Origin of the sequence: Pediococcus siamensis (genome assembly GCF_047220215.1) — a bacterium.
GTDB classification, from domain to species: Bacteria; Bacillota; Bacilli; order Lactobacillales; family Lactobacillaceae; genus Pediococcus; species Pediococcus siamensis.
This window is the reverse complement of sequence record NZ_CP178375.1, coordinates 1,886,881-1,912,049: the sequence shown is the minus strand read 5'-3', so window position 1 is coordinate 1,912,049 and position 25,169 is coordinate 1,886,881. Positions and strand designations below refer to the sequence as shown.

Genomic DNA, 25,169 nt, shown 5'->3' with positions numbered 1-25,169 from the left:
ACTTTACAAATTTAAAATATGAGTTAAAATGATAATCAGTAGAGGAGGTAGGCAATGAGAAATTCAAAGTTTTTATGGGGAAATTCCGTTTCGAGCATGCAAACAGAAGGTGCTTGGAATGTGGATGGCAAAGGGCCGTCTGTGTATGACGTCAAACAGGCAACTCCGGATTCATCTGATTGGAAAGACGGCATTGACGAATATCATCGCTATGAAGAAGATTTTGATTTAATGAAAAATGCTGGCATGAATTGTTACCGGTTTCAAGTTTCGTGGTCGCGTGTGATTCCGTCCGGAGATGGAACGGTAAATCAAAAAGGACTGGACTATTACAGCCGTTTTGTTGATGCGTTATTGGAACGGAAAATGGTGCCGGTGATTTGTTTGTATCATTTTGACATGCCATTGCCTTTGGCTAAAAAAGAGAATGGGTTTATCAGTGACCATGTTCGTGAAGCATTTGTCCGTTTCGCCAAAATTGTAGTAAAAGCACTGGCAGACAAAGTCCAGTATTGGATTCCATTTAATGAACAAAACTGCACAATGTTTGAAGAAGGGTTTCAGAATAGCGGTTATTTAACAGGAGCGCACAGCATTGCCGATCAATATAAGATCGCTACGAATAGTCTGATCGCTTATGCAGAAGTGGCCGATTTTATTCATCAGTTCCCGGGTTTGCAAGTAGGCGGCATGGTAGCCTATCAGGAAATGTATCCCAATTCTCCCAAACCAGAGGATGTCATGGTGACGCGCAAAGCTAACGAATTTATCAATGAAGATTTTTTGTCCTTTTTCGCTACCGGCAAACGCTCGCGCGAAGTGACACGTTACATTGCAGCGCAGGGGTGGCCGGAGTTAAACAGGGCGGTAGATTTGGTCGTAACCCACTTAACCAATGTCAAAAGTGATTTTCTCGCGTTCAGTTATTATTACAGCTTGGTGATTGACGCCAATCGGATCAAACCGGGCACGCCACCCAATTACTATATGAGTCAGGGCAAGATATTTAATCCTAATTTGGAAACGTCAGAATATGGGTGGCAAATCGATGCGCTGGGCTTTCGCAACTGTATTACAAAAATGGCGGATCGGTATAACTTACCTATTTTCCCAGTTGAAAACGGCATTGGCGAAAAGGAAGTCTGGGACGGTGCTGTTCCAATTCAAGATGATTATCGGATTCAGTATCACCAAACACACATTCAAGCCATGAAAGATGCCATGACAATTGACGGTGCGGACGTAATTGGTTATCTAGGCTGGGGCCTCATTGATATTCCAAGTTCGACCGGTAATATGGAAAAACGCTACGGGATTGTTTATGTGAATCGCGGCAATCATGACCTGCGCGATTTGCGACGGGTCCCCAAAAAGAGTTACCAATGGTTCAAAAAAATGATTGCTGAAAACAAAAATTTAAATGGAGAGGTGCAGAAATGAAAAACAACGGAGTAGGCAAACGATTCATTGATAAGTTTACCGAAATTTCGATTAAAATCGGTAATCAAATCCATCTGCGTTCCTTGCGGGATGCGTTTGCGATGATGATGCCGCTATTTATTTTAGCCGGTCTGGGGGTCTTGGTAAATAATGTTATTTTTACATTATTTTTAAAAGGAACCATGCTCACAAATTTCCAAACTTTCGGTAATTTGCTGGTTAATGGCACACTTAATATTGCCGGACTTCTAATTGCACCGGTCGTCGGCTATTGCTTGGCTAAGAATCGTGGATTTAATAATGTTTTGGGTGCTGCAATTATTTCATTGGCAGGCTTAATTGTCATGATGCCTGCTACTTTATCCGCAATCCCGGTGGGCAAATCCGGTGCTGTTAATATCACGGGATACCTATCATTTACCAACATCGGTGTGACTGGGATGTTTGCCGGTATTATTATTGGGTTGGTGGCCACAGAATTATTCATAAGATTATCCGGCGTCAAAAAATTTAGGATTAACCTTGGTGAAAACGTGCCCCCAGCTGTCAGTGATTCCTTTATGACCCTGATTCCAACAATTGTGGTATTGAGTCTGTTAGCTATTATTGCTGCTTTGTTAGCCGTTTTGGCACATACGGACATGATCAAACTGATTACAATGATTATTCAGGAACCGTTACGTCGTGTAAACACAAGTTTGCCGGGATTCCTACTGATTTATAGTGTCGGCAACTTATTGTTTGGTTTTGGGATTCACCAAGCCGTCATTAACGGGACGCTCTTGGATCCAGTGTTGTTGATTAATACCAATAAAAACATGCAGGCATTTGCGACCGGCCATGACGTCCCTTATATTATTACGAGTGTTTTCCGCGACACATTTGGGATGCTGGGTGGAACCGGAAGCACGATTTGTTTGCTAATTGCCACCCTGATTTTTTCAAAAATGAAATCTAGCCGCCAGGTAACGGGCTTATCGTTAGTGCCGGGATTATTTAATATTAACGAACCGGTCATTTATGGCTATCCGATTGTTTTCAACTTGCCGTTATTGATTCCGTTTGTTTTGACACCCGTGATTGCTTTGCTGTTTGCATATTTCTGTACGGCAATTGGTTTTATGAACCGGACAGTTGTGATGGTGCCGTGGACAACGCCGCCACTAATTAATGGCTTTTTGGCAACTGGTGGAGACTGGCGCGCAATTATTGTGCAGCTGATTTCAATAATTTTTGGTGTTTGTTTCTATCTACCGTTTATGAAAATTTCTGAACGGGTCATCATGCATCAGGCAGAAGCGGACTAGTGAGAAGAGAGAATCGTTTGGTTAAAGGCAGTACTGAAGAGAGAAAATTAAATTAAGATCAAAGTAGGGGATCGTAGGGTAAAGAGATATCACATGAGTCGTAAATACTGACTCGACTACTTTATAATTAGAAAATATGGTAACAAAAAGCGACTTTTACAGAATGAATTTTTAGTTCATCTTTAAAAGTCGCTTTTTTAAATTGTTGAAATTATCTATAAAATTGATCGTCGCGAATTTTTACTGTCTATTTGCAGCAGAAAGCTATACAGGGCACCAAAGAGATTAGCATCACTACCAAATTTGGCTTGCTGAATATCAATATCACCAATTGTGTTATAAACGAGTTTATTTTCTTTGAAGAGTACACCCAATTCTTTCCTGATGGTGTTGGTAACGATGGATTGAGCACTAATACCACCGCCGATTACGAAACGATTAACATCTAATACAGCTTGAAGCGATAAAATTAGTTTTGCCACATGACTACAGTAGTCTATAAATATGCTACCAATTCTTGAATCATTTTGGTTGATATACTGGAATACTGTCGGTCCATCTGTTGGGTTTTTTAATCTCAATTTGTTACCAATTTTATTGACCATTTGAACTGCGGATAGATCAAGGCCGATTGAATTATCTAGATAGTCGCCATTACTGTAATTAGAGGCAACAAAACTAAATTCTCCAGCCATAAGGTTACTGCCGTAATATAATTGGTGATTGAGTATTATTCCGCCACCAATTCCCGTTCCCAGAACGATGGCAACTCCTGAATCAACGTTTTTTAGATTACCTAACCATAATTCGGCGAGTGCGGCTGATTTCCCATCATTTTCAATTGAAATGGGTAAATCATATGGTTTACCAAAAAGCTGTCTAAAGTTCACGTGATCTAAAAAAGGTAAAGAACCACCGTGATAAACGATACCACTTTGATTATCTGTTTTACCAGGAATTGAGAAAGCTACACCACGAATATGAGGGCTGAATTGTGTAATGATATGATTAATAGATTTTTGAAATGCCAACAAGCTTGTTGTCGGTGTTTTTGTCTTACCCTTTTGAAAAATATTTCCAGCTTTATCGATTAGTGCATATTTGATATCAGTACCACCAATATCAATACTTAAATAATATTTATTCAAAGAAAAGTCCCCTTAAGCCGTCCAAAGTTTTAAATTAATTCTTTGTCAATAGTAATGCTTGATAGTTTTTACGTGAAAGATGAAAATAATGTTGATTATCTATTTTTTCAGTAAAGTGTTCAGCATGCATGTTCCAGGTATCTATCAATTCCGCAGAGTAACTGGCTTTGTCAGGTAAGAAATCAAAGATTTCAAATTCTGGTTGATTTTCACCAAAATAAACTAAGATATGTTTTTTGTCTGGTGAACTACCGGCAGCTAATTCCCAATGGGGGCCTTCTGTAGCTATTGGAACCACATAGGTGAAGTCGTTGTCCTCTAGAAGCTGCTTGAAATAGTTGATACGTTTTTGACTTTCTCCATAGAGAACACCACCATGTGCCCACCAAATCGAACGTTTTGTATTAGGCTTATCGATATAAGTTTCACCATGAGTTGCATAACCACCACGGAGTACAACGCGGTAAAAACTATCCATCATGCCCGTGGCAGTATTGTCTCCCCAGCCAAATTCAATGTTGCCTTCGTATCGACATTCATCTACTACAACTGGTTTGTTATATTGCTCAAGCCATTTAGGAACTAAAAAGAGATTGTCTGTTTGAATACTTAAATGCGTAATCCATGGTTTACTGTGGTCGTACCAATTCTTCGTGGTATCTTTATGACGAGGTGGATCATAAAAATTATGAATTGAAGTTAAATGATTACTTGGATCTTCGGCCTGAACAGTCTGACCGATAAAGTCCCAAGCCTCTAGTGGCTTTTGCCCAGCAGCGGCCAATAAATCATATTCATTAGCTAGAGCCCACCATACATTTTTTAAGCTAGCAAAACGAGCAATTACATATTGTAGATATAGCTGATCAAACTTTTTACCCATGCGTGCAAATCCCCAGCTATCGTAAGGATGAAATAGAATCAAATCTGCTTGAACACCGAGTTCATCTAAAGCTTTGATCTGTCTTTCGAGATGTTGAAAATATTCTGGTACGAATCTTGAAAAATCAAATCCAATTTCTTCAGGCTTAACCATCCAAGTGGTGTCATCAAATACAGCGGAAACTTTTTTTGGTTTACCAACGTATGGGTAGACCTTTGGTTGGGCAGTGTTATAACTGTAAGATTTCGGAAAAATAAGCATGCGAATTTTATTGAACTTATTTTCCTTTAGTGTTTGTAAAGTTTTTTCTTGTCGTTCTGGGCTTTGGAAACACCATGCGTAAGCAGTTGTTCCGAATGGCAAGTATGGTGTACCATCTGCATATGAAAAATGCGTTTGACCGGAAACACGGACTGGACCATGGTTGTTTTCAGTGGCTGGCACACATTCAAAATATTCCGACTTTTCTGTAAGCTCAGGAACGTTGGACTCTGTCTTTACTTTCCAAGTACCAGTGCTTTCTGGCATATAGCGAACCTTATATACACCATTACCATCATAAAAGCCACGCACGCGAATGGCATAATTATTATGTGAAAAAGTTGCAAAAAGTTTAACATCTGTAAATGGGTTTCCAGATTTTGGACCATTTAAGGTGAATTCGAAAACTCTCCATTGTTCACATGTCTTCATAGTATATCTTCCTTTCAATTAAGCCTTGACTGTTTTACTGCTATGCTGTTGGATGACTGTTAAAAGAATAAAGACTACAGCTAGAATGGCCATAATCCCTGCACAAATTGAAAATGAGGAAACGGCATCTGTTTTTCCAAATAGTTTACCTAAGAAGGAAAGTGCATATGGTGAAAAATAAGCACCTAAATTATTTAGAACCATTGCCATGGAAATAGCAAAATTCTTTGAAGAATCCGGAGCACTATCTAACACTGTACCGTATACGTAAGGGATTAGTAGTGAAGTGGAGCTAATTAAAACAGCGTACAAAGTAAACATAAACATGTTTGTTACATGGGCCATGCCAACGAAACCAATAGCTCCAACAATGCATACGGCAATGGGGGTTGTATGTTTTAGTGCTTTGAAAATAGGACCGTACGACATAACGACTAGAGCGCCTAATAGTCCGGAAATTGCAAGAGCAGTCCCAAGAAAGCCTTGATTACTCAAGTTTAGCTGTTGAATAGCTAAACCAGAGTTTGTATATACAGCCATTGCAGCCCAGAAATATACAAATAAAGTTAACATTCCGATAATCACAAAGACTGGTAGTTTTGTTTTATTACTACTTGGTTCATTTGTTTTTGATTCGGGAACGGTATTTTCTTTCTTGTCTGATTTAGGAAAACCAAAATAAAAGAGTACAAAGACGGGTGCTAGGATGAGGTAAACCAAAAATGTTGATCGCCAATTAATTCCAGCAAGTATTCCGGCTACAAAAGTCGCAAAACTTGAACCAAAAGTGGAGAGAGCAGATTGAACTCCTAAGAGGTTCTTTTGTTCATCTCCAGTGAAGAAATCACCTATTAAACTGACAGCTAAAGGAGTATAAAGGCCGGTTCCAGCACCAAAAAGAAATCGTAGTACTTCAATTATTGCAAAATTCGAAACAAAGGCTGGACCAATACCGCCAACTAACGCCAATACTAAACCAAGAAAAACCGTGTTTCTTTTACCAATCAATTTGATAAACCAACTATCAAGCAAAATAAACAACATAATTGAAAAAGATGGAATGGTAACCAAGGTTTGAACTGAAGTTGCGCTCTGCCCATGGAATGTGGCTATCATTCCTGTTACCGCTACCGATATCGCAGATGCTGCTTGCAACATAAATGAAATTGATAAAATACCAATTTTTAACATTGTTGGATGGTTAGTTTTGTTTTCTACCATAATGAAATCCTCCCAGATAAAATTTAATAATGATAAAGAAAACCAATATTAAATCGAAAATTTTCGTTTATGTATCCGCTTTCTTTAACTGCTGTCAATTTATCATTGCAAGTTTAGAATGTCAATTTAGTTCATGTAAACTAGAACTAAAATAAGAATTGAAAAAGCATAAGTTTGCTTGAGAAATAAATGGATCACGCAATTTCTTAAAAAATACTCTTATTTTTGATTACTAGGCCCTCTTTATTCTGTATATAAAACTGTATATAAAAATAGCATCCCTTTGATGTAGGAAATCAAAACGATGCTTTTTGGAAGTGTTTTTATAAAGATTGGCGCGCAATTAACTTTGTTGCAATAAGTGTTTTTTGCGGTTGCCAGTTCTGTTGTGTTTGCTGAAATTTTATTTGTAATAGAGCTTGATTCACGATTTGATCAATTTGAACATGGATCGTAGTTAGTTCAGGTGAAATTAAGGTGCCTTCAAAAATATCATCAAATCCCATAATTGCAAGATCTTGAGGCACACGAAGACCTGCTAGAATTGCAGATTTGATTAGTCTTAGAGCAATGTAGTCATCCTCGCAAAAAATTGCACGTGGTGATTTATCGTGGACGATTGAAGCCATGTTTAATCCATGCGGTTCGATGTCGGTAGGTGAAATAAAATAAAAGTGATTATTAGAAATTTTTATGTTTTTTTCCATCAATGCTTCTCTGAATCCGCGACGACGTTCGGAGAAGTTTGCCATTGCATGATCTGAGGCCAAATAGCCGATATCTTTATAACCTTTACTCAAAATATATTGAGCAGCAATTCGAGCACCTTGGTAATTGTCCATGGTGACAAAGTTAGCGTCAATAGCACTAAAGTAAGTATCTATGAATACCACTCTCTCCAAACTTTTAGTGAGTAATTCAACTTGTTTCGCACTTAGATCAGTTCCTAATACAAGAAAGCTACTGCTTTTATCGGAGTGTAACTCTTTAATTTGTCTAGCAAGGTCATCAATTTGGATAGTGATTGTTTCAAGATTTCCATCCATTTCGCGAATTCTTGTTGTTAAAGAATAAATAAGACTGCTAAAAAAAGGCAACGAGTTGTATTCCTGTTTAACAACCCCGCTTGAAGTGATTACGAGAAATTTGATTTGCGGCTTGGCGGAAGGCTCTGACTTTCTTCGTTTTCTTAATGGCTTGTAGCCTTCATGTGCAATCACATCAAGTATTTTTTGACGAGTCTCTTCGCTAATTCCTGGCTTGCTATTAATTGCCAAGGACACTGCACTTTTAGATACGTGCGCAATTTTAGCGATGTCGTTCATTTTTATTGTCATATTGAACAACCTCCTTTACTAGAATAATACTAAACTAAGCCTTATTTTGCAAAAACTATTGCATATAATTCATTAGCAAAATACACTAAACTTGTTTATAAAATTAATTTGGTAGTAGGAGGGTTATAAAATGCAACAATCAATTAAACTAGGATTTGCCCCAACACGGCGTAATATTTTTTCTGCAGATGCCGCAATTGAATATGCGGATTTAACACGGAAAAAATTAGATCAGATGAAGGTTAACTATGTGGACATTAAAGAAGTAAATAAAGATGGGTTGCTATACGATGATGAAGGATTAGAAAAAATTGCCCAAAAATTTCAGCAAGCAAAAATTGACGGGTTATTCTTGGCTAATGAAAATTTTGGCACAGAGTATGAATGCGCGCGGTTAGCCAAACGGCTTGGTGTGCCAGTTTTACTTTGGGGACCTAAAGACGAAGCGCCTGCTGCAGATGGTTCGCGTTTGCGTGATACGCAGTGTGGCCTTTTTGCAATCGGCAAGGTTTTGCGTCGATTCAATGTGCCATTTACGTATTTAGTCAATGTTGACATTGACGATCCTGAGTTTGAACGCGGAGTAAAGGACTTTATTAAGGTCTGCAACATTGTGAAGACGTTTAAAAATACACGCATTCTTCAAGTGGGACCACGCCCATTTGATTTTTGGTCCACGATGGTTAATGAAGGCGAATTGCTGGAGAAATTTAATATTTCCTTATCACCGATTCCTCTGGAAGAATTAGTTAAGGAAATTCACAGACTCCAGGATGAAAAAGATCCAGAAATTACGTCTACAATGGACTATCTAAAACAAATTGCGGATGTACAAATTGCTGATAAAGATTTGAATATGGTTGCTGCTCTGAAAATTGCACTTTCCAATAAGATGAAAGAGTATGGCTGCAATGCCGGTGCAATTCAGTGCTGGACGGCGTTACAAGATGAAATTGGTATTCTGCCTTATGCGTCTGAATCACTACTTCAAGATGAGGGGACACCAGTTACCTGTGAAACGGATATTCATGGTGTTATTTCTGAACTATTGGTCGAAGCTGCAACCTTGGGCGAGGATAAAGCAATCTTCGCTGATGTAAACTGCCGTCATCCAGAAAATCCAAACGGTGAGTTATTACAACATTTAGGTGTTTTCCCATATACCACTGCCAAGGAAAAGCCAATCTTGCCCAAGAGTCATTTCGTCTTCGATTTCCCAGGATCTGTTGGTTTTCAAGCAAAGGATGGCGACTATACGCTATGCCGGTTTGATGGGGATCACGGTGAGTACAAACTGTTGCTTGGCAATGCCAAAACGTGTGAAGGACCTTATGAACAAGGCACATACGCCTGGTTGCAATTTGCTAATCTCAATCGATTTGAAACAAAATTGGTTTACGGACCGTATATTCACCACATGGCAGCGGTTCGAGCTGATGTTGTACCAGTATTGTACGAAGCCTGCAAATACCTTAACGTTACGCCTGATTTTTATGATCCAATTGAAGACGACGTAAAAGCTTACTTACGCGGTGATATTAGTTCGATCGTGACAAAGGAGGCAAACTAATGGCAACCACAAAGGAACTAAAATTAAAAGCAGCCGAATTGCGTAAAGCAACTTGGCAGATGATCTATCGTGCTAAAACGGGGCATACGGGTTCAGATTTATCTTGTACAGATATTTTAGTAGCGTTGTACTATCAAGCGTTAAACCAGACACCGGAAACATTTAAAGATCCGAATCGAGATCGTTATGTGCAGTCAAAGGGGCATGCAGTCGAGATTCTGTACAATGTTTTAGCAGATCGCGGTTATTTTCCAAAATCTGACTTGTTGACTTATTCACAATTTAAATCTCCTTACATTGGGCATCCCACTAATCACATCAACGGAATTGAACTTAATACAGGATCTTTAGGACATGGGCTAGGCTTGAGTGTAGGAATCGCTTTGGCTGGTAAACTAGATCATCGTGATTACCATGTCTACACCTTAATGGGAGATGGCGAGCAGGCAGAAGGATCTGTGTGGGAGGCTGCCATGTCAGCTGGAAATTATCAGTTGGATAATTTGACGGCCATTATTGATCATAATCGTTTGCAGATCAGCGGCCCCACTGTGGATGTCATGAACAGTGAGCCTTTAGCCGATAAGTATCGTGCGTTTGGCTTCGATGTGATTGAAGTTGACGGAAACAATATCGCGGAACTAGTTTCGGCGCTTACAACGAAAAATACCCCTAAACGGCCAAAACTGATTCTGGCGGATACGATCAAAGGTAAGGGAATTAGTTTTGCGGAAAATCAAGCCTCTTGGCATCATCGTGTGCCAACGGAAACAGAGTACCAACAAGGCTTGGATGAACTTGATGAAGTGATTGGAGGACTGAAAAATGAGTAATGGTGCAAAAGCTGGAGATGTGATTTGTTCTGAATTGATTGAATTAGCTTCTGCAGATCAAAATATTTTAGCGGTTACGAGTGATTCTCGCGGCTCGGCAGCCTTAAACCCATTTGCGACAGCTCTTCCCAACCAACTGATTGAAATGGGAATTGCGGAACAAAACTCAGTGACAGTCAGCGCAGGATTGGCACATAGCGGAAAACGTCCCTTTGTCTTTTCGCCAGCGTCCTTTTTGACCATGCGAAGTGTTGAACAAGTCAAAGATGATGTGGCCTATTCTAATACTAATGTGAAATTGATTGGGATTTCCGGTGGTAATTCTTACAGTGTGCTGGGTGCAACTCATCATTCCCTTCAGGACTTAGCAATTACACGTGCCATTCCTAATTTAGAGGTTTATATGCCGGCCGACCAGTATCAAACGCGCGCATTGATTCAGTATTTGAGTAAATCGGACCAGCCAGCATACGTGCGGATTGGCAAAAAAGTATTAGCTGACGTTTATGAAACACCGGCGGCCGCGTTTAAAGCACCGGGCAAAGGTAACTTAATATATGATCAAGGGAATGATGTGACACTGGTCGCGGCCGGTGAAACGGTTCGGATTGCTTTAGATGCTGCTCAAAAATTAACGAACGCAGGTGTTGGGGTCAAAGTAGTTGATCTTGTCAGTGTGAAGCCGCTAGATCAAGATTTATTGAATCGCGTGGCAGACCAAACGCATCAAATTGTAACGCTAGAAGAGCACAGTATCTATGGTGGGCTTGGTTCGGCAGTGGCAGAAGCGTTGGCTCAACGCGGCGATACGGCTGTTCATATTCTTGGCTTTCCTGATGAACCTGCAATTGCCGGTACCCAAGATGAAGTGTTTGGGTATTATGGACTGGATGCAGATAGTGTCAAGTCAACAGTTACTACCCTTTTAAACAAGTAATTGATTTAGTTTTTAAACCAATTTAATCACTGGTTTGTAGGTAAGTGAGGTCTTTATGATGGGAAAATATGTGATCAGTATCGATCAAAGCACTCAGGGGACTAAAATCCTTCTTTTTGATGATATCGGTAATATTGCTTATAAAGCGTCAAAAAGCCACCAGCAATTGGTCAATGAGCAGGGGTGGATTAGCCATAACCTAGAAGAAATTTATCGTAATGTGATTACCTTGGTAAATGATATGGTAGCGACGATCCACATTCCCCTGAGCGAGATTGTGGGTATTGGAATTTCCGACCAACGGGAAACAGCGGCCGCTTGGCAAAAGCAAACCGGCCAATCGCTAGGTAATGCCATTGTCTGGCAGGATTCACGAGCTACAGATTTGGTAAATGCGCTTGATCAGAGGGGCGTTGCAAAAGCTGTGAAAGCTAAGACGGGTTTAACGCTGTCGCCCTATTTTTCGGCCGCAAAATTTGCATGGATGCTGCAAAATCGCCCGGAAATAAAAGCTGCTGCAAAAAATGATAATCTGTGTTTTGGTACCATTGACAGCTGGCTCTTGTTTCGGTTAACCAACGGTAAATCCTTTAAAACGGAACCCTCTAATGCGTCTCGGACCCAGCTGTTTAATATCAAACAAATGCAGTGGGATCCCGAGCTTTGTACGTTATTTGGAATTCCGCAGACAGCGTTGCCGGAGGTAGTATCTTCTAATTTTTTATTCGGTGAAACTGATTTTGAAGGAATCTTGCCAAACCCAATCCCGATTCACTGCATGTTAGGCGATTCGCAAGCGGCACTATTCGGCCAAAACTGTTGGGAAACTGGAGATGTGAAAGCAACGATTGGGACCGGCTCGTCGGTTATGATGAATATTGGTGGGCAACCGGTAATTACTGACGAAACCGTCACTTCAATCGGTTGGAAGATTAACGGTAAGACGACTTACGTGGCGGAAGGTAATATTAATTATGCCGGTGCCGTTATCAGCTGGCTTGTAAATGATCTTAAACTCATTTCATCGCCAGCGGATACGGAAAAGCTGGCGCGGCAGGCAGCCAAGTCTGATCAGACTTATCTGGTACCAGCCTTTACCGGTTTGGGTGCGCCTTATTGGGATTCATCCGCCAAAGCAATATTAGTCGGGATGACACGAACAACGGGACAAGCAGAGGTGGTTCGTGCTGGATTAGAATCCATCGCGTATCAAATCGATGCTATTTTATCGGCTTTAGAAGCAGCTACTGGAAAAAAAGCCAACCAATTAAAAGTTGACGGCGGTGTGACGGCCAACAGCTATTTAATGCAATTTCAAAGTGATCTTTCCAATATTACCGTGAGCGTTGCTGACGTTGAGGAATTGAGTGCTTTAGGCGTGGCATTGTGCGCAGGTCAATCGCTGATGGTTTACACACATGAGTCAAAGGCGGTCATGCATTATCATCAATATCACCCGCAAATTGCGACGATGGAACGAAAAAATAGACGAAGTGGTTGGCAAAAAGCCATTCAACTAGATACGAGTGCTGCAAAGCAAGAATCAGTCCAGCATTAAATTAATAAATTGAATTCAAAAAAGCAAACCAAGAAAATCAGAATTGGTTTTCTTTTTTGGCTCAGTTACTGGACCGGTCCAATTTAAAAATTGGCTGATATTCATTTGACATCGTGGCTTGGTTCAAGTTAGTCAGTTAAACCTGGACCAAGCTAGGAGACACTAGCCATTTGAAAAGTAGACAGATAGGTTTTGATACAAGGGGGTCTAAGGATGACCAAGGTATTAACAATTAATGCGGGAAGTTCAACTCTAAAGTGGAAACTGTATGAAATGCCTGCGCAACAATTAGTTGGCAAAGGAGCTATTGACCGAATTGCAATGCCTGATTCTGTGGTTTCGGTAACGACGGCTTCGGGAAAAAGTTATCAAAAGACGGTTGATCAGCTAAACTACCAGCAAGGGGCTCAAGTTGTAGTTGAAAAAATGAAGCAATATCAGATGATTACGCAGCTTGATGAAATAACCGTCGTTGGGCACCGGGTTGTTTTTGGCGGTGAAATTTTTAAACATTCGGTTGTTGTCGATGCACAGGTATTGAAACAAATTAAGAATTTAAGTGAACTAGCGCCTTTGCATAACCCGGTTGAAGCTCAATGTATCGAGCAATTTAAGAAAATTATCCCAAATGCGGTAGAAGTGGCGGTATTTGATACGTCCTTGTACTTAGATATGCCTGAGGTAGCTTACATTTACAGTTTACCCTATCAGTTTTATAAAAAATATGGGGCACGAAAGTATGGCGCACATGGAACAAGTCATCGGTATGTCTCGCGTAGAGCGGCAGAAATTTTGAAGGTGCCGTTAAAAGATCAACGGATGATCACGCTCCATTTAGGCTCTGGCTGCTCAATGACAGCATTTGATCACGGAAAAGTGGTTGATACTTCCATGGGGTTTACCCCCCAAGCCGGCTTAACGATGAGTACCCGTGCCGGCGATGTCGATGCTTCTTTGGTAGCTTACTTAATGGATAAAACCGGCATTAAAAATGTTGATCAGTTTAACGAGATTTTAAACGAAAAATCAGGACTGTTAGGCTTATCTGGAATTTCCCCAGATTTACGAAAAATTTTAGAAGCAAGAAAGAAAAATCAACGCGCCCAGCTTGCAATTGATGTCTTTATCAATCGAATCATTCGTTACATCGGCAGTTATGTTGTTGAGATGGGCGGCCTCGATACGCTCGTCTTTACAGCTGGTGTGGGGGAGAACAGTGTGCCTATTCGGCAGTTAATTTGTGACAAATTGACCAATTTCGGGGTGAAGTTAGACCCACAAAAAAACAAAGTTGTTGGACAAGAAGCAATTATTAATCGGCCGGATTCAGCGGTCCATATAATGGTTGTGCCAACTAATGAAGAATTAATGATTGCGAAAGATGCTTATCGCTTAAGTGCATGAATTTAGCCGCTCGTTAAATACGTCCCATGAAGGTTTCAGGATAATTCATCTTGAAACTTTTTTATTTTCGAAGAAATCCATTTTTAGGTATTTTCAAAATGCAGCACTGGCTTTATAAGCAAAAATTAGTTTGTAAACAAGAACCCCTATCCAAAAAGAAAAAATGGATAGGGGTTTTTGTTTGACGAAAAATTTCAAGGATTATTCGGGGTTATCTTTTTGAAAGCCAACTTGGTCAGGCAAATCAGGTGTACCGTACATTTTTGGTGTGACCGGTTTTAATTTTGGCGCTTTTGCCTCAGGTTTAGGGTCGGCTTGCCAGTTATAATCACCTTGACCATCCAGTGCTTCGCCTTTGGCCCAAGGACCGTCTTTGCTGGCATCGCCTTCGGATAGATTGTAAAAATCATAGGCAATATCAAAACGTTCTTTATCGCGTGGAAATGTCGTGGGCACAAGGATGCCGCCCTCTTTTTCTTCCAGCTCTTTAACGGCAGTCATCCAGAGATTTTGATGATAACTGTCGCGGGCAAGCAGGACAGCTAATAAATCACGGACACCTTTGTCCTCAATCATTTCATAAATGCGAGCTACTTGCAATCGGCCTTGTGATTCAGCGTTTAAATTGGCACGGAAATCAGCAAGAAGATTGCCGCTTGCGATAATATAGGCGCCACTCCAAGGATTACCAACACTGTCAGCCGGACGTGGCCCAAGTCCGGCAACAATTGCGTGCTGGGGATTCATACCAGAGATAAGTGCTTTGACCATTGGATCTTGTTTCATCACTTCTTCTTGTTGAATGACTGGGGCATCTTCTAGTAAACGGGCTACCATTGTCGCCAACATTTCCACGTGTCCCAATTCCTCGGTCGCGATATCCATGATCATATCCCGATATTTCTCCTCACCGCGACAACTCCATCCTTGAAAGAGATATTGCATGGCAACACTCATTTCACCATACTGACCGCCAATCAGTTCCTGAATGTATTTGGCGTACAGCGGATTAGGTGCGTCTGGTTTTGCTTCGAATTGTAATTCTTTTTTGTGGTTAAACATTAAATCGCCTCCTTAATATTAATTTCTAATAATTTCGATAAGAAATCAATTTAGATGAATTTTTTTCGTCCAATAATTGCTACATTATTGTGGCAAAAGGAAGCGTTTGCAAAGGCTGGGATGGATTTTATACTAAAGTTAAAGTTGAGGTAAGAGAGGAGGGATATCCAATAAATGGATGAAAGAGAAGTCGAGATCGTAAACTTTATTTTGGCAAGGAGAAAGACGCACTACGGTGATATTGCGACTCATATGAACTTATCTCAACGAACCATTGCAAAGATACTGGATCAGATAGAAGTGGAAATAGGGAAGGAGGATGTGCAATTAGTCAGACGACCAAATGATGGGATTTATTTTACTGGTAAAGTGAATCAGTTGCGACAAAGTTTGGTAAATAACTATGATTCTAGCCCGTAAACGAAAGGAGAACGAGCCCGCTTTATTTTGTTCAAGTTGCTGTTGAACTCTGAATCGCAAACTTTGCAAACTTTGGCAGATGAACTATTCGTTAGCCGAAGCACAGTTGAAAATGATTTTTTGATTGTCCGAAATCAGTTAAAAAAATTAGGAATCAAGGTTGAAGTTGATCACCATGGCATTCACTTGGCAGCAACTGAGAATCAAAGACGAGAGGCCATTGCCGAATTAATTAGTCATTACTGGGGGCGAGAAATCTATGCGGAGCCTGAACATGGACAGTTAGTACGATCAATAAACTTACCGACAAAACTAGAGCAATTATTCTCAAAGAAAATTATTTCGTTGGTGATGGCTGCATTAGCTGAATTTATTGATAAGAGTCGTCTAACATTTTCTGATTATGAATTTCAATCCCTAGCAATTCATCTCATGATTGCTTTAGAAAGAATTAGCAAAACTAAAACACAATCGGCAATGCCGAAAGGAAAACAACATAATTTGAGAGATGAAACGAAACTTCTAATAAAAATCGTCGAACGACGCTATCAACACGAATTGCCGGTAGCAGAACAAAATTATCTTGATTTGCACATTGTTGCGGCGTTGCATAAAAAAGTTTCCCTGACAGACGTAAAATCTTCAGAAAATGAAACTTCCTCTGATGAAGAATTACGCGAGGTTTCAGCTTTCTTAAAGCATGAACTCATGGCAATTAATCCCGACCATGAACTCTTAGAAGGCTTAACTTTGCATCTAGAATCAACTATCAAACGTCTCAAGGTGGGCTTGAATATCTACAATCCTTATACGGAAGAAGTGCGCCGAAATTTACCAGAAGCATTTGATGCGGCAGTTCATTTGCAATCCGCAATTCAAACCAAATATCATATCACACTGAATGATGATGAATTGGCATTTATTGCGCTTCATTTTCAATCCTTTTATGAGCGTCATTTAACGGATGATCGCATAAAAGTTGTGGTTGTCTGCAGTAGCGGAATTGGAACTTCGCAACTACTGGCGCAACGTTTAGAGCAGCGCTTTGGTAAATCTTTGCGAGTGGTTCGTGTTACTACTGTTGCGGAGGTGTTTACCTCGAAATTAGATGAGGATCTAGTGATTAGCACAATTCCGATTAGTAAGCTGGATAAGCCGATCATATGCATTGGTCCATTACTGACAAGTAAAGATAGTGAACTTGTTCAAATGGAGATTACACGTCTGCAAAGCAAACGTCATCCAGAAAATGTCTTTTTTGAACTATTGAAGCCAGATTTAGTGTTTATTGACCCACAGGTAAAAACTGCACGCCAAGCAGTCAACGAAATTGTTCAAGGATTAGAAAGAAATGGAAACGTGACGGACACTAAACAGATAATGAATGCAGTTGAGAAGCGTGAAGAGTTAGCAAGTACGGCAATAGCTCATTTTTCATTACCGCATGTGGGTCCGGAATTGATTAAAAGATCGGCATTGGCTTTGTTTATTAGTCCACAAGCAATTTCATGGCAAGGTAGTCAGGTGAATTTTATTTTGTTTATTGCCCTCAATAACAAAGTTAAAAGTAATATGAAGGAAATCTTTAAAGTTATAAATACACTTATTGACGACCAGCACATCCAAAATCAGCTTTTAAAGGTAGCATCATCAAAGCAAGCGGTTGAGGTGTTAAAGCATTGGAATAGGAGAGGAATGTAAGTTGAAAGAATTTGATTTAGATAATATTTTTACAGATGTAGTTGTAACTGGTGAAAAAGAAGCGGCATTGAGAAAAATGTCTGCATTGTTTGCACAAAAAAATGGACTAGACGAAAAAGCATTACGCAATGGTTTTCAAGCGCGAGAACAGGAAAGCACAACAGGATTTGGAAATGGCGTGGCAATTCCTCACGCCAAAATTAGTGGTTTGGTACAGCCAATTGTGGGAATCGTGACTTTTAAGCAAGGCATAGCTTGGCAATCACTGGATGGACAGCCGGTGAACATTGCGATTGCGCTAATTATGCCTTTGCACGACCCTAATTCAGAACACTTGACTGTTTTGTCCAAGCTAGCACGGAAATTGATGGACGAAAAATTTATTAGAGATCTTCAAGAAAGCCGGCATAATGCCAAAGCTCTGTACCAAGTTGTCATGCAGTCAATTGAGTTTAAGAACTAAAAAGAAAGGCAGTGAAATAATATGGCAAGTTTTGTGGGTGTAACAAAGTGTCCTGTCGGTATTGCACATACGTATATGGCAGCCGAAAAATTGCAAAAGGCAGGCGAAGCCAAGGGCTACCAAGTAAAGGTTGAAACACAAGGTGCACAAGGTAACGAGAATGAATTAACGAATGCAGATATTGAAAATGCCGATTTTGTTATTTTAGCCATTGATGTGGCAATAGAAGGGATGGAACGTTTTATTGGTAAAAAGGTTTTATTTGCATCAACGGCAAATGCAATTAAAGATTCAGACGCATTAATTAGGGATGCTCAAAAAGCAGAAATTTATACGAAAAACAAATCTTCCTCTGCAACACCATCCGAAGAAACTGACACGACAGAACACAAACAAAGTCCTGTTGTTCAACAATTGTTAAATGGTGTCTCACACATGATTCCCTTCGTTGTTGTAGGTGGACTATTTACCGCGTTATCCATTACATTAGGTGGGCATGCAACTAGTGCAGGCATGGTGGTAGCTCCTCACACAATTTGGAGTGCTATGAACCAGATCGGCTCAATTGGATTTACACTCATGATTCCCATTTTGGCAGGTTATGTTGCTTATGCTATTTCTGGACGTGCAGCGTTAGCGCCCGCAATGATTAGTGCGACAGTTGCAAATACACCTGCAATTTTAGGGACTAAGGCAGGGACAGGATTTATTGGTGCTATTGTAGTGGGCTTTGCTGCTGGCTATTTAGTTAAATGGTTTAATAGTTGGAAAGTTCCTCAAAGTATTCGTCCCGTTATGCCGATTTTTGTGATTCCCTTACTGGGAACCGGAATTATCACGGCTGGATTTATTCTGATTTTGGGAGCACCTATCTCTTGGTTGATGACCAATCTTGAAAGTTTGTTAAACTTTTTGTCCAAGAGCCCTTCAACAAGCATCGTGCTCGGATTAGTTCTGGGAGCAATGGTTGCAATTGATATGGGTGGTGCAATTAATAAAGTGGCATTTCTATTCGGTGTTGCTTCAATTACGGCTGGTCATCCACAAATTATGGGAGCCGTTGCTTGTGCTATTGCTGTACCGCCGCTGTCAGTCGGATTAGCAACTTTTATTCGGCGAGATCTTAATACCGATGAAGAACGAGGAGCCGGAATTGCAGCTCTGCTAATGGGACTAATCGGGATTACGGAAGGTGCGATTCCTTTTGCGACAGCAAATCCAAAACAAGTATTTCCAAGTATCATTACCGGTTCAGCAGTTGCATCAGCTGTTGGAATGCTATTTGGAATTACGGATGCAGTGCCTCATGGTGGTCCAATTGTAGGTGTTTTAGGTGCAACAAATAACATTGTTCTTTTCTTTGTAGCAATTCTCTGTGGAATTGCAGTTTCCACGACAATGCTTGCTTTCTTAAAAATTCGGAAAGCCAATAAAGAAAAACGACAAGCTAAAATGGCTTAGTTTAAATAAAAGCAAAAGGATTAAGCTTTTAATCAAAGCCATATCTTGTCGATAAAATGAGTCCCAGCGCAGGACCATTAAAAAAGTCTCCGTCATACCAGTGAAAAACTGGTAAATTGCGGAGACTTTTTTGTGTAAGGGAGCGTTCTTGTGCTAAACGGCTTTTTCGAGTTTAGTAACCCATTTTTTGCTGACAAAGGCGGTCCATAATAACATTCCCGGAATGGAACCAAAGAGAATTAATCCCGGAAATTTGTAGGTTAGAAGAAAAATTGCTCCCAATCCCGCTAGTAACTTAATGACTTCCCAAAAGTTATTAAAGAACTGAATAAAAGCAAGTTTAATCAGAGCCTGAAAACTTAGTTCGTAGTTTGCGGTGAGCCAAATGCCAAAATGAAACATACTCAAGACAATCAGAAGGCCAAAAATGATAATGAAGTCCGTCAAAATGAAGACAAGGCCGCGGCTTTGAACCGACAAATAGAGATTGTAGCTTAGCCCGGTCATAGTGGCGACGAATAAGTAAAAGTAGAGGTTGCCACGCTTGAAATTATGCTTAAAGAGCTGCCAACCTTCGCGAACTTTAATGCGCTCATAGTGCCAATGATGTTGCTTGTACAAGTCGGCAATGGTGAGCAAAGCGGGTCCGATTCCTAAAAGCAGACCGCCAGCGAAGGCGTACAGCCAAAATAATAAACTCAATTTAATTAAAACGTAGCTGCGAATGAAAATCTTTTGTAATCCAAGACTGATCATAGACTTACTCCTTTACTTATGTGTGGGTTACAGTTGCCAACCCCGACTTTGGCAGTTAATTGGGGGGTTATGTATCCGCAAGACGCTAAAAGTAGCGCTTGCGGGGAAGCTAATTAGTTAGCTTTACGAAATTGATCGTATTGTTTTTGCAATTCGGCACGAACTTCTTCATAGCCGGCAGTCTTCAAAGCGGCATTCATTTTCTTGATGGTTGCCTTTGGATCTGCGGTTCCGGTATTCAATTGGTCTGTATATTGATTCATGACGTTTTGAATATTTGTGATCTGTGTTTTGATCTTAGAAGTATCCGGATTAAAGCCGAGAATTGGGGAAGTCTTGGCACTTTCGATGGATTCATCCCGGTCTTTAAGCATCTTGTCAGTCACATCTATCGTCGTGTAGAGAATGGAATTGTCACCGGTCATCCAAGCCCCCATACTCCGGTCAGCTGCGTAACCGTCCAATAATTTAATCTTGTCTTTTTGATCGGTCTTTTCCCAAGCTTTACCTTCTTCTCCCCAGACGAGACCGTTGAGCAATTCAGGATCACTGTTTAACACTCCTAATACTTTAACGGACAACACTTTATTTTGGGAACTGTTGCTGACAACCCAGTTGAACATTTGTGCCTGTCCTGTTGTTTTGAGTGGGGCAGAGATTTCACGCGTGACAATCCCGTTCTTTTTCCCAGAAGCTGTACTTAAAGCTTGGTTGCCGTAATCGTAAGGGCCAACTAATTCTTGGCGAGCAAACCATGCGTTACTGTTTAAGCCGTATTCTTTGGTGTTTGTAGCAGCATCTTGCGGGATGTAGCCCTTTTGGTAAAACTTGTGCAGATAGCCGAGGTTCGTCTGCATCCGCTTGGAATCGTAAGGATTTACAATCTTAGTAGCATCGCCACCATCAGTCACATCAACTGCAAAGGGCATCCGGTCAGTCAGCGGATAATCGAATCCGGCTTCGGCCTTGAAGCCCTTAGTTGCTTTGAAAGCAACAACATTTGGTTCGGCAGCGTGGAATTTTTTCAACACCGATTCAAGATCTTGATAAGAATTTACTTTGCTGATATCAATATTGTATTTTTTGACAAAGTAATTATTAAACGCGATCGTTTGTGTGCGGTAAACATTGGCATTAACAGGCATTGCGTATAATTTACCGTTCACTTTATTACCTTGAATATAAGCAGGATCAAGTGATTTATAAGCTTTTGAAGCGTGCTTTGGTAATAATTGGGTTAAATCAGCGTAGGCTCCCTTTTGCGCATTAACGGTGTAATTATCCGCCTTAGCGATATCGTAACCTTCGCCAGAAGACACAATTACCGACATCTTTTGGGCATAATCCCCGTAGCCAATGTAATTAATCTTCAAACGGGCGTTGACTTTTTTCTCCAAAATTTTATTGGCTTTTGCCATCAGCGTATCATAGTTTTTAGGCTTGTCGCCGATTTGATACATTGTGAGTGTTTTCGTTTCACCGTCATTGGCGGCTTTTTTAGATCCGCAAGCGGTGAGGGTTAACCCGACACCTAAGAGGGCAACTGCTGAAAGTAAACCTTTGACAAATCTTTTCATAAATATCGTTCTCCTTTTGTAAAATCATATTTGGGGGAATTATTCTTTGACACCGCCAATGGTAAGACCCTTGACGAAGTACTTTTGAAAGAATGGGTAGGTTACTGCAATCGGCAGAACCGAAATCACGACCATTGCCATTCGGGTCGCTTCTTGTGGAATGTTGGCAATGCCACCGGCGTATTGTGCACCTTGGGCGGCGTTTTGGGTCAACATTTCAATATTGGATTGAATCTTCATCAATAGATATTGTAAAGGAACTAGCCGTGACTCTTGGATGTAGAGCAATGCGTTGAACCAGTCATTCCAATAAGCTAAAGCGGCAAATAGACTAATAGTGGCAATTCCTGGAACGGCAAGCGGCAGTACGATTTTTAAGAAAATTCGCAATTCGCCAGCACCATCAATTCGGGCCGCTTCGATGATTGACTCGTTTACTTGGCGCTTGAAGAAGGTCCGCATCACGATGATATTGAAGGGACTAACTGCCAGCGGCAAAATAAGGGCCCAAATGGTGTCTTTTAGCTGTAACAGGTTGGTCATGACAATATAATTAGCCACCATTCCGGGCGTAAAGAGCATGGTGATGAGACAAAAAACGGTAAAGAACTTACGGTATTTAAAGCTGGAACGCGAGATGGAATAGGCATAAGTCGAAGTGAACGTGGCGTTGACAAGGGTTCCAAAGACAGTCACGAGAACTGTGATACCTAATGCGTTCAGCAACTGGCCACTCATGGTTGCTAAGTATTCGTAGCCGGCAAAGCTCCAGTTCTTTGGAAAGAACTGATAGCCGTTGCTGACTAAGGATTGCTCGCTCGTTAATGAAATGATGATAATAAAGATTAACGGCAGCAAGCAAGAAAAGGCGAAAATTGCCAGCAAGATGTTGAAAAATAAGTTTGACTTAGTGCCGAATGAACGAACTTCAACACTGGAGATTCGTTTTTTTGGTTGCAGCATCGCAAGCCCTCCTTTCTAGAACAATGCGGAATCAGGATCAATTTTACGGACAACAGCGTTACTAATCATCAAAAGGACAAAACCGACAAATGATTGATAAAGTGCAGCTGCACTGGACATGCCGATATCGCCTGTCGAAGTTAAGCCGTTAAAAATGTAGGTATCTAATACGGAGGTCACGTTGTATAAACTACCGGAATTTTGCGGTACCTGATAGAACAGTCCGAAGTCGGCACGGAAGATGTTGCCGATGGCTAAGATTGTCATCAATGTCATCAGAGGCACCAGAGCCGGAATCGTGACGTGTTTAATTTGCTGCCATTTATTGGCGCCGTCAATTTCTGCTGCTTCGTACAACGTTGGATCGACTCCCATGGCACTGGCAAAGTACAAGATACTGTTATAGCCAATACTCTTCCAAGTCCCGATGAACAACAGGATAAACGGCCAGTACTGCGGTGCATTATACCAGCTGATTGCCTGGCCGCCATTGCCAGTGATCAAGGAATTAATCAGACCCTGATTTGGACTAATAAAGGCGTAGACGAAGTAGCTGATTACGACCCAAGAAAGAAAGTAAGGCAACAACATTGAGGTTTGATAGACCTTAATTAATCGCTTGTTGCGTAACTGACTCATCACAATCGCGAAAAACACCGAAATAATGAGGTTTAAAACGATGAAGCCAAGATTGTAAAGCAGTGTGTTGCGGGTAATCACCCAAGCGGCATTGGATGAAAAGAGAAATTCAAAATTCTTAAAACCTACCCACGAACTGGTTTGCAGACTTTCGATAAAGCCGCCGGCCGAGAAATGAAAATCTTGGAATGCCACCACATTTGCCAAGATAGGAATATAAAAGAAGAAAATCATCCAAATGGCTCCCGGAATGACAAACAACAGTAAGGGCAAATTGCTTTTAAAGCGGGCCGGCAATTTTGAACGTCGGTGTCGCTTTTTAACACTGAGTTTGGTTGTTGAACTTACACCTTGCATAAGCGTCTCCTTTCTTTACTGACCACTAACGGTATGCTGCGGGGATTACGCGATAGTTTCTTCCGATTTAAAATCGAAGAAGTGTGCCCGACTCATATCAAAAGCAGTTGTGACTGATTCGTCCGGTCGATAAGTATTTTGAGCATTGACCTTTGCAACAAAATCAGTGTAACCAGTAGTCAGGTAAAGCATGGCTTCGACGCCTAATAATTCGAACACTTCCACTTTTGCCGGTACTTGCGCATTTGCAAATTGGGCTCTTAAAGCTGGATCAGTATGAATGTCTTCGGCGCGAATGCCCATGGTCAGCTTCTGATTGGCATAACCCTGATCCTTTAATTTAGATAGTTTGGCTTTAGGAACGGCCACAGCGAGTTTTTGATCATCAGTGATAAACTGATTCTCCTGTAAGCGGCCTTCAAAGAAGTTCATGGACGGCGAGCCCATAAAACCGGCGACAAATTTGTTGACCGGTTGATTGTAAAGTTCGGCAGGTGTGCCGACCTGTTGAATTTTGCCGTGTTTGGTAAGGACAATGCGGTCTGCCATAGTCATAGCTTCGACTTGGTCATGCGTCACGTAAATCATGTTCGTTTTTAACCGCTGGTGCAGTTGTGCAATTTGCGCACGCATCGAAACCCGGAGCTTCGCATCTAAATTAGAAAGGGGTTCATCGAGTAAAAATAATTTAGCTTTGCGGACGATGGCACGCCCGAGGGCAACACGCTGTCGTTGCCCACCGGATAACGCGGCTGGTTTGCGGTCTAAGAAATCTTCTAAACCGAGAATTTCAGCAGCGTTGGCGACGCGTTTTTTAATTTCGGCCTTATTAATATGTTGAATTTTTAAACTGAAGGCCATGTTGTCATAAACAGACATGTTGGGGTAAAGGGCGTAGTTTTGAAAAACCATTGCGATATCACGATCTTTGGGAGCAATGTCATTCATAACCTGTCCATCCATCTTGAGTTCGCCGTCGGTAATGTCTTCGAGACCCGCAATCATGCGAATGGTCGTTGATTTGCCGCAGCCTGAGGGGCCAACGAAAACGATGAATTCCTGATCTTTAATATGTAAGTTAAAGTCAGATACCGAATAATTATCATTCCCGGGGTATTTTTTATAAATGTGATCTAAATTGAGTTCAACCATATTAAGCCTCCTGATATAAGAATTAACTAATCTATATTAGAAGAATATCAGACGCAAACGGTTTCGACAAATGATTTGATTATCGTTATTATAAACTATTTCTTTTGGCTGAACGGCACAGTCAAATTACAAAGGGGCGTCATAACGGGATTTACGTGAGCGAGCGTTAAATGAAGGCCAAAAATAATCGGATATTTGTGTGCTTTCGGGTGATGGCTGTCATCCAAATGTAATTTTTGGCGTGTATAATCCAATTTTGATATGGACATAAAATGTGTAAGTTTAAA

General features: G+C 40.8%; 21 protein-coding genes. 11 read left to right on the top strand and 10 right to left on the bottom strand.

Annotation, left to right across the window (positions count from 1 at the left end; genetic code table 11):
- Nucleotides 1–54: 54 nt before the first annotated feature.
- Together ACLJJ6_RS09220 and ACLJJ6_RS09215 are read left to right on the top strand one after the other, a co-directional pair.
- Nucleotides 55–1,440: a glycoside hydrolase family 1 protein gene (locus tag ACLJJ6_RS09220; RefSeq protein ID WP_412989167.1), complete on the top strand. Its 1,386-nt coding sequence runs from the start codon at nucleotides 55–57 to the stop codon at nucleotides 1,438–1,440.
- Complete coding sequence (locus ACLJJ6_RS09215) at nucleotides 1,437–2,747, top strand: PTS sugar transporter subunit IIC (RefSeq protein WP_412989166.1); 1,311 nt, start codon at nucleotides 1,437–1,439, stop codon at nucleotides 2,745–2,747. Before ACLJJ6_RS09220 ends, ACLJJ6_RS09215 begins: the two co-directional genes overlap by 4 nt.
- 215 nt (nucleotides 2,748–2,962) lie before the next feature.
- Here ACLJJ6_RS09215 and ACLJJ6_RS09210 read toward each other — a convergent pair whose 3' ends face one another.
- The 4 genes from ACLJJ6_RS09210 to ACLJJ6_RS09195 form a co-directional block, all read right to left on the bottom strand.
- Nucleotides 2,963–3,895 (bottom strand): ROK family protein, encoded by a 933-nt coding sequence (locus ACLJJ6_RS09210; RefSeq protein WP_412989165.1) that lies wholly within the window; start codon nucleotides 3,893–3,895, stop codon nucleotides 2,963–2,965.
- A 34-nt stretch (nucleotides 3,896–3,929) separates the two neighbouring features.
- The gene (locus tag ACLJJ6_RS09205) at nucleotides 3,930–5,471 is read right to left on the bottom strand and encodes a DUF5060 domain-containing protein (protein WP_412989164.1); all 1,542 of its coding nucleotides are present in this window, start codon (nucleotides 5,469–5,471) and stop codon (nucleotides 3,930–3,932) included.
- Between the two features lie 18 nt (nucleotides 5,472–5,489).
- A complete protein-coding gene (locus ACLJJ6_RS09200) occupies nucleotides 5,490–6,692 on the bottom strand; it encodes an MFS transporter (RefSeq protein WP_412989163.1) in 1,203 nt (400 codons plus the stop codon).
- A 323-nt stretch (nucleotides 6,693–7,015) separates the two neighbouring features.
- Nucleotides 7,016–8,029 carry a LacI family DNA-binding transcriptional regulator gene (locus ACLJJ6_RS09195; RefSeq protein WP_412989162.1) on the bottom strand — a complete coding sequence of 338 codons (1,014 nt, stop codon included), beginning with the start codon at nucleotides 8,027–8,029 and terminating at the stop codon, nucleotides 7,016–7,018.
- Between the two features lie 130 nt (nucleotides 8,030–8,159).
- On the opposite strand from ACLJJ6_RS09195, the gene ACLJJ6_RS09190 reads away from it, so the two are divergent.
- The 5 genes from ACLJJ6_RS09190 to ACLJJ6_RS09170 all read left to right on the top strand — a co-directional run bounded on the left by ACLJJ6_RS09190 (nucleotide 8,160) and on the right by ACLJJ6_RS09170 (nucleotide 14,331).
- Nucleotides 8,160–9,599, top strand: coding sequence for an L-fucose/L-arabinose isomerase family protein (locus tag ACLJJ6_RS09190; protein ID WP_412989160.1), 1,440 nt, complete (start codon nucleotides 8,160–8,162; stop codon nucleotides 9,597–9,599).
- A complete protein-coding gene (locus tag ACLJJ6_RS09185; RefSeq protein ID WP_412989158.1) occupies nucleotides 9,599–10,432 on the top strand; it encodes a transketolase in 834 nt (277 codons plus the stop codon). The genes ACLJJ6_RS09190 and ACLJJ6_RS09185 overlap by 1 nt, the downstream gene beginning before the upstream one ends.
- Nucleotides 10,425–11,369: a transketolase family protein gene (locus ACLJJ6_RS09180; RefSeq protein ID WP_412989157.1), complete on the top strand. Its 945-nt coding sequence runs from the start codon at nucleotides 10,425–10,427 to the stop codon at nucleotides 11,367–11,369. Before ACLJJ6_RS09185 ends, ACLJJ6_RS09180 begins: the two co-directional genes overlap by 8 nt.
- A gap of 55 nt (nucleotides 11,370–11,424) precedes the next feature.
- Nucleotides 11,425–12,927 carry an FGGY-family carbohydrate kinase gene (locus ACLJJ6_RS09175; protein ID WP_412989156.1) on the top strand — a complete coding sequence of 501 codons (1,503 nt, stop codon included), beginning with the start codon at nucleotides 11,425–11,427 and terminating at the stop codon, nucleotides 12,925–12,927.
- A 213-nt stretch (nucleotides 12,928–13,140) separates the two neighbouring features.
- Nucleotides 13,141–14,331 carry an acetate/propionate family kinase gene (locus tag ACLJJ6_RS09170; RefSeq protein WP_412989154.1) on the top strand — a complete coding sequence of 397 codons (1,191 nt, stop codon included), beginning with the start codon at nucleotides 13,141–13,143 and terminating at the stop codon, nucleotides 14,329–14,331.
- Nucleotides 14,332–14,532: 201 nt separating this feature from the next.
- Here the strand turns inward: ACLJJ6_RS09170 and ACLJJ6_RS09165 are convergent, their stop codons facing one another.
- Nucleotides 14,533–15,393 carry a manganese catalase family protein gene (locus ACLJJ6_RS09165; protein WP_412989152.1) on the bottom strand — a complete coding sequence of 287 codons (861 nt, stop codon included), beginning with the start codon at nucleotides 15,391–15,393 and terminating at the stop codon, nucleotides 14,533–14,535.
- 174 nt (nucleotides 15,394–15,567) lie between these two features.
- On the opposite strand from ACLJJ6_RS09165, the gene ACLJJ6_RS09160 reads away from it, so the two are divergent.
- The 4 genes from ACLJJ6_RS09160 to ACLJJ6_RS09145 are packed head-to-tail and all read left to right on the top strand — an operon-like array spanning nucleotide 15,568 to nucleotide 19,438.
- Entirely contained in the window at nucleotides 15,568–15,813 is a 246-nt protein-coding gene (locus ACLJJ6_RS09160; RefSeq protein WP_412989151.1) for a helix-turn-helix domain-containing protein, read from the top strand.
- Between the two features lie 27 nt (nucleotides 15,814–15,840).
- On the top strand, nucleotides 15,841–17,514 hold the full coding sequence (locus ACLJJ6_RS09155; RefSeq protein WP_412989150.1) for a BglG family transcription antiterminator: 1,674 nt from the start codon (nucleotides 15,841–15,843) through the stop codon (nucleotides 17,512–17,514).
- Nucleotide 17,515: 1 nt separating this feature from the next.
- Entirely contained in the window at nucleotides 17,516–17,977 is a 462-nt protein-coding gene (locus ACLJJ6_RS09150; RefSeq protein WP_412989148.1) for a PTS sugar transporter subunit IIA, read from the top strand.
- Between the two features lie 21 nt (nucleotides 17,978–17,998).
- Nucleotides 17,999–19,438: a PTS fructose transporter subunit IIC gene (locus ACLJJ6_RS09145; protein ID WP_412989147.1), complete on the top strand. Its 1,440-nt coding sequence runs from the start codon at nucleotides 17,999–18,001 to the stop codon at nucleotides 19,436–19,438.
- Between the two features lie 153 nt (nucleotides 19,439–19,591).
- Here the strand turns inward: ACLJJ6_RS09145 and ACLJJ6_RS09140 are convergent, their stop codons facing one another.
- From ACLJJ6_RS09140 to ACLJJ6_RS09120, 5 genes are all read right to left on the bottom strand, one after another.
- Nucleotides 19,592–20,194: a YesL family protein gene (locus tag ACLJJ6_RS09140; protein ID WP_412989145.1), complete on the bottom strand. Its 603-nt coding sequence runs from the start codon at nucleotides 20,192–20,194 to the stop codon at nucleotides 19,592–19,594.
- Between the two features lie 113 nt (nucleotides 20,195–20,307).
- Nucleotides 20,308–21,771: an ABC transporter substrate-binding protein gene (locus ACLJJ6_RS09135; protein WP_412989143.1), complete on the bottom strand. Its 1,464-nt coding sequence runs from the start codon at nucleotides 21,769–21,771 to the stop codon at nucleotides 20,308–20,310.
- A gap of 39 nt (nucleotides 21,772–21,810) precedes the next feature.
- A complete protein-coding gene (locus ACLJJ6_RS09130) occupies nucleotides 21,811–22,734 on the bottom strand; it encodes a carbohydrate ABC transporter permease (RefSeq protein ID WP_412989141.1) in 924 nt (307 codons plus the stop codon).
- Between the two features lie 15 nt (nucleotides 22,735–22,749).
- Nucleotides 22,750–23,730 carry an ABC transporter permease gene (locus ACLJJ6_RS09125; RefSeq protein ID WP_412989139.1) on the bottom strand — a complete coding sequence of 327 codons (981 nt, stop codon included), beginning with the start codon at nucleotides 23,728–23,730 and terminating at the stop codon, nucleotides 22,750–22,752.
- Between the two features lie 45 nt (nucleotides 23,731–23,775).
- Entirely contained in the window at nucleotides 23,776–24,882 is a 1,107-nt protein-coding gene (locus ACLJJ6_RS09120) for an ABC transporter ATP-binding protein (protein ID WP_412989137.1), read from the bottom strand.
- Nucleotides 24,883–25,169: the final 287 nt, after the last annotated feature.

What these genes read in the sequence shown, in the direction of transcription:
- ACLJJ6_RS09220 (WP_412989167.1), top strand. Translation starts at nt 55, where the DNA reads ATGAGAAATTCAAAGTTTTTATGGGGAAATTCCGTTTCGAGCATGCAA.
- ACLJJ6_RS09215 (WP_412989166.1), top strand. Translation starts at nt 1,437, where the DNA reads ATGAAAAACAACGGAGTAGGCAAACGATTCATTGATAAGTTTACCGAA.
- ACLJJ6_RS09205 (WP_412989164.1), bottom strand. Translation starts at nt 5,471, where the DNA reads ATGAAGACATGTGAACAATGGAGAGTTTTCGAATTCACCTTAAATGGT.
- ACLJJ6_RS09200 (WP_412989163.1), bottom strand. Translation starts at nt 6,692, where the DNA reads ATGGTAGAAAACAAAACTAACCATCCAACAATGTTAAAAATTGGTATT.
- ACLJJ6_RS09195 (WP_412989162.1), bottom strand. Translation starts at nt 8,029, where the DNA reads ATGACAATAAAAATGAACGACATCGCTAAAATTGCGCACGTATCTAAA.
- ACLJJ6_RS09190 (WP_412989160.1), top strand. Translation starts at nt 8,160, where the DNA reads ATGCAACAATCAATTAAACTAGGATTTGCCCCAACACGGCGTAATATT.
- ACLJJ6_RS09185 (WP_412989158.1), top strand. Translation starts at nt 9,599, where the DNA reads ATGGCAACCACAAAGGAACTAAAATTAAAAGCAGCCGAATTGCGTAAA.
- ACLJJ6_RS09180 (WP_412989157.1), top strand. Translation starts at nt 10,425, where the DNA reads ATGAGTAATGGTGCAAAAGCTGGAGATGTGATTTGTTCTGAATTGATT.
- ACLJJ6_RS09175 (WP_412989156.1), top strand. Translation starts at nt 11,425, where the DNA reads ATGATGGGAAAATATGTGATCAGTATCGATCAAAGCACTCAGGGGACT.
- ACLJJ6_RS09170 (WP_412989154.1), top strand. Translation starts at nt 13,141, where the DNA reads ATGACCAAGGTATTAACAATTAATGCGGGAAGTTCAACTCTAAAGTGG.
- ACLJJ6_RS09165 (WP_412989152.1), bottom strand. Translation starts at nt 15,393, where the DNA reads ATGTTTAACCACAAAAAAGAATTACAATTCGAAGCAAAACCAGACGCA.
- ACLJJ6_RS09160 (WP_412989151.1), top strand. Translation starts at nt 15,568, where the DNA reads ATGGATGAAAGAGAAGTCGAGATCGTAAACTTTATTTTGGCAAGGAGA.
- ACLJJ6_RS09145 (WP_412989147.1), top strand. Translation starts at nt 17,999, where the DNA reads ATGGCAAGTTTTGTGGGTGTAACAAAGTGTCCTGTCGGTATTGCACAT.
- ACLJJ6_RS09140 (WP_412989145.1), bottom strand. Translation starts at nt 20,194, where the DNA reads ATGATCAGTCTTGGATTACAAAAGATTTTCATTCGCAGCTACGTTTTA.
- ACLJJ6_RS09135 (WP_412989143.1), bottom strand. Translation starts at nt 21,771, where the DNA reads ATGAAAAGATTTGTCAAAGGTTTACTTTCAGCAGTTGCCCTCTTAGGT.
- ACLJJ6_RS09130 (WP_412989141.1), bottom strand. Translation starts at nt 22,734, where the DNA reads ATGCTGCAACCAAAAAAACGAATCTCCAGTGTTGAAGTTCGTTCATTC.
- ACLJJ6_RS09125 (WP_412989139.1), bottom strand. Translation starts at nt 23,730, where the DNA reads ATGCAAGGTGTAAGTTCAACAACCAAACTCAGTGTTAAAAAGCGACAC.
- ACLJJ6_RS09120 (WP_412989137.1), bottom strand. Translation starts at nt 24,882, where the DNA reads ATGGTTGAACTCAATTTAGATCACATTTATAAAAAATACCCCGGGAAT.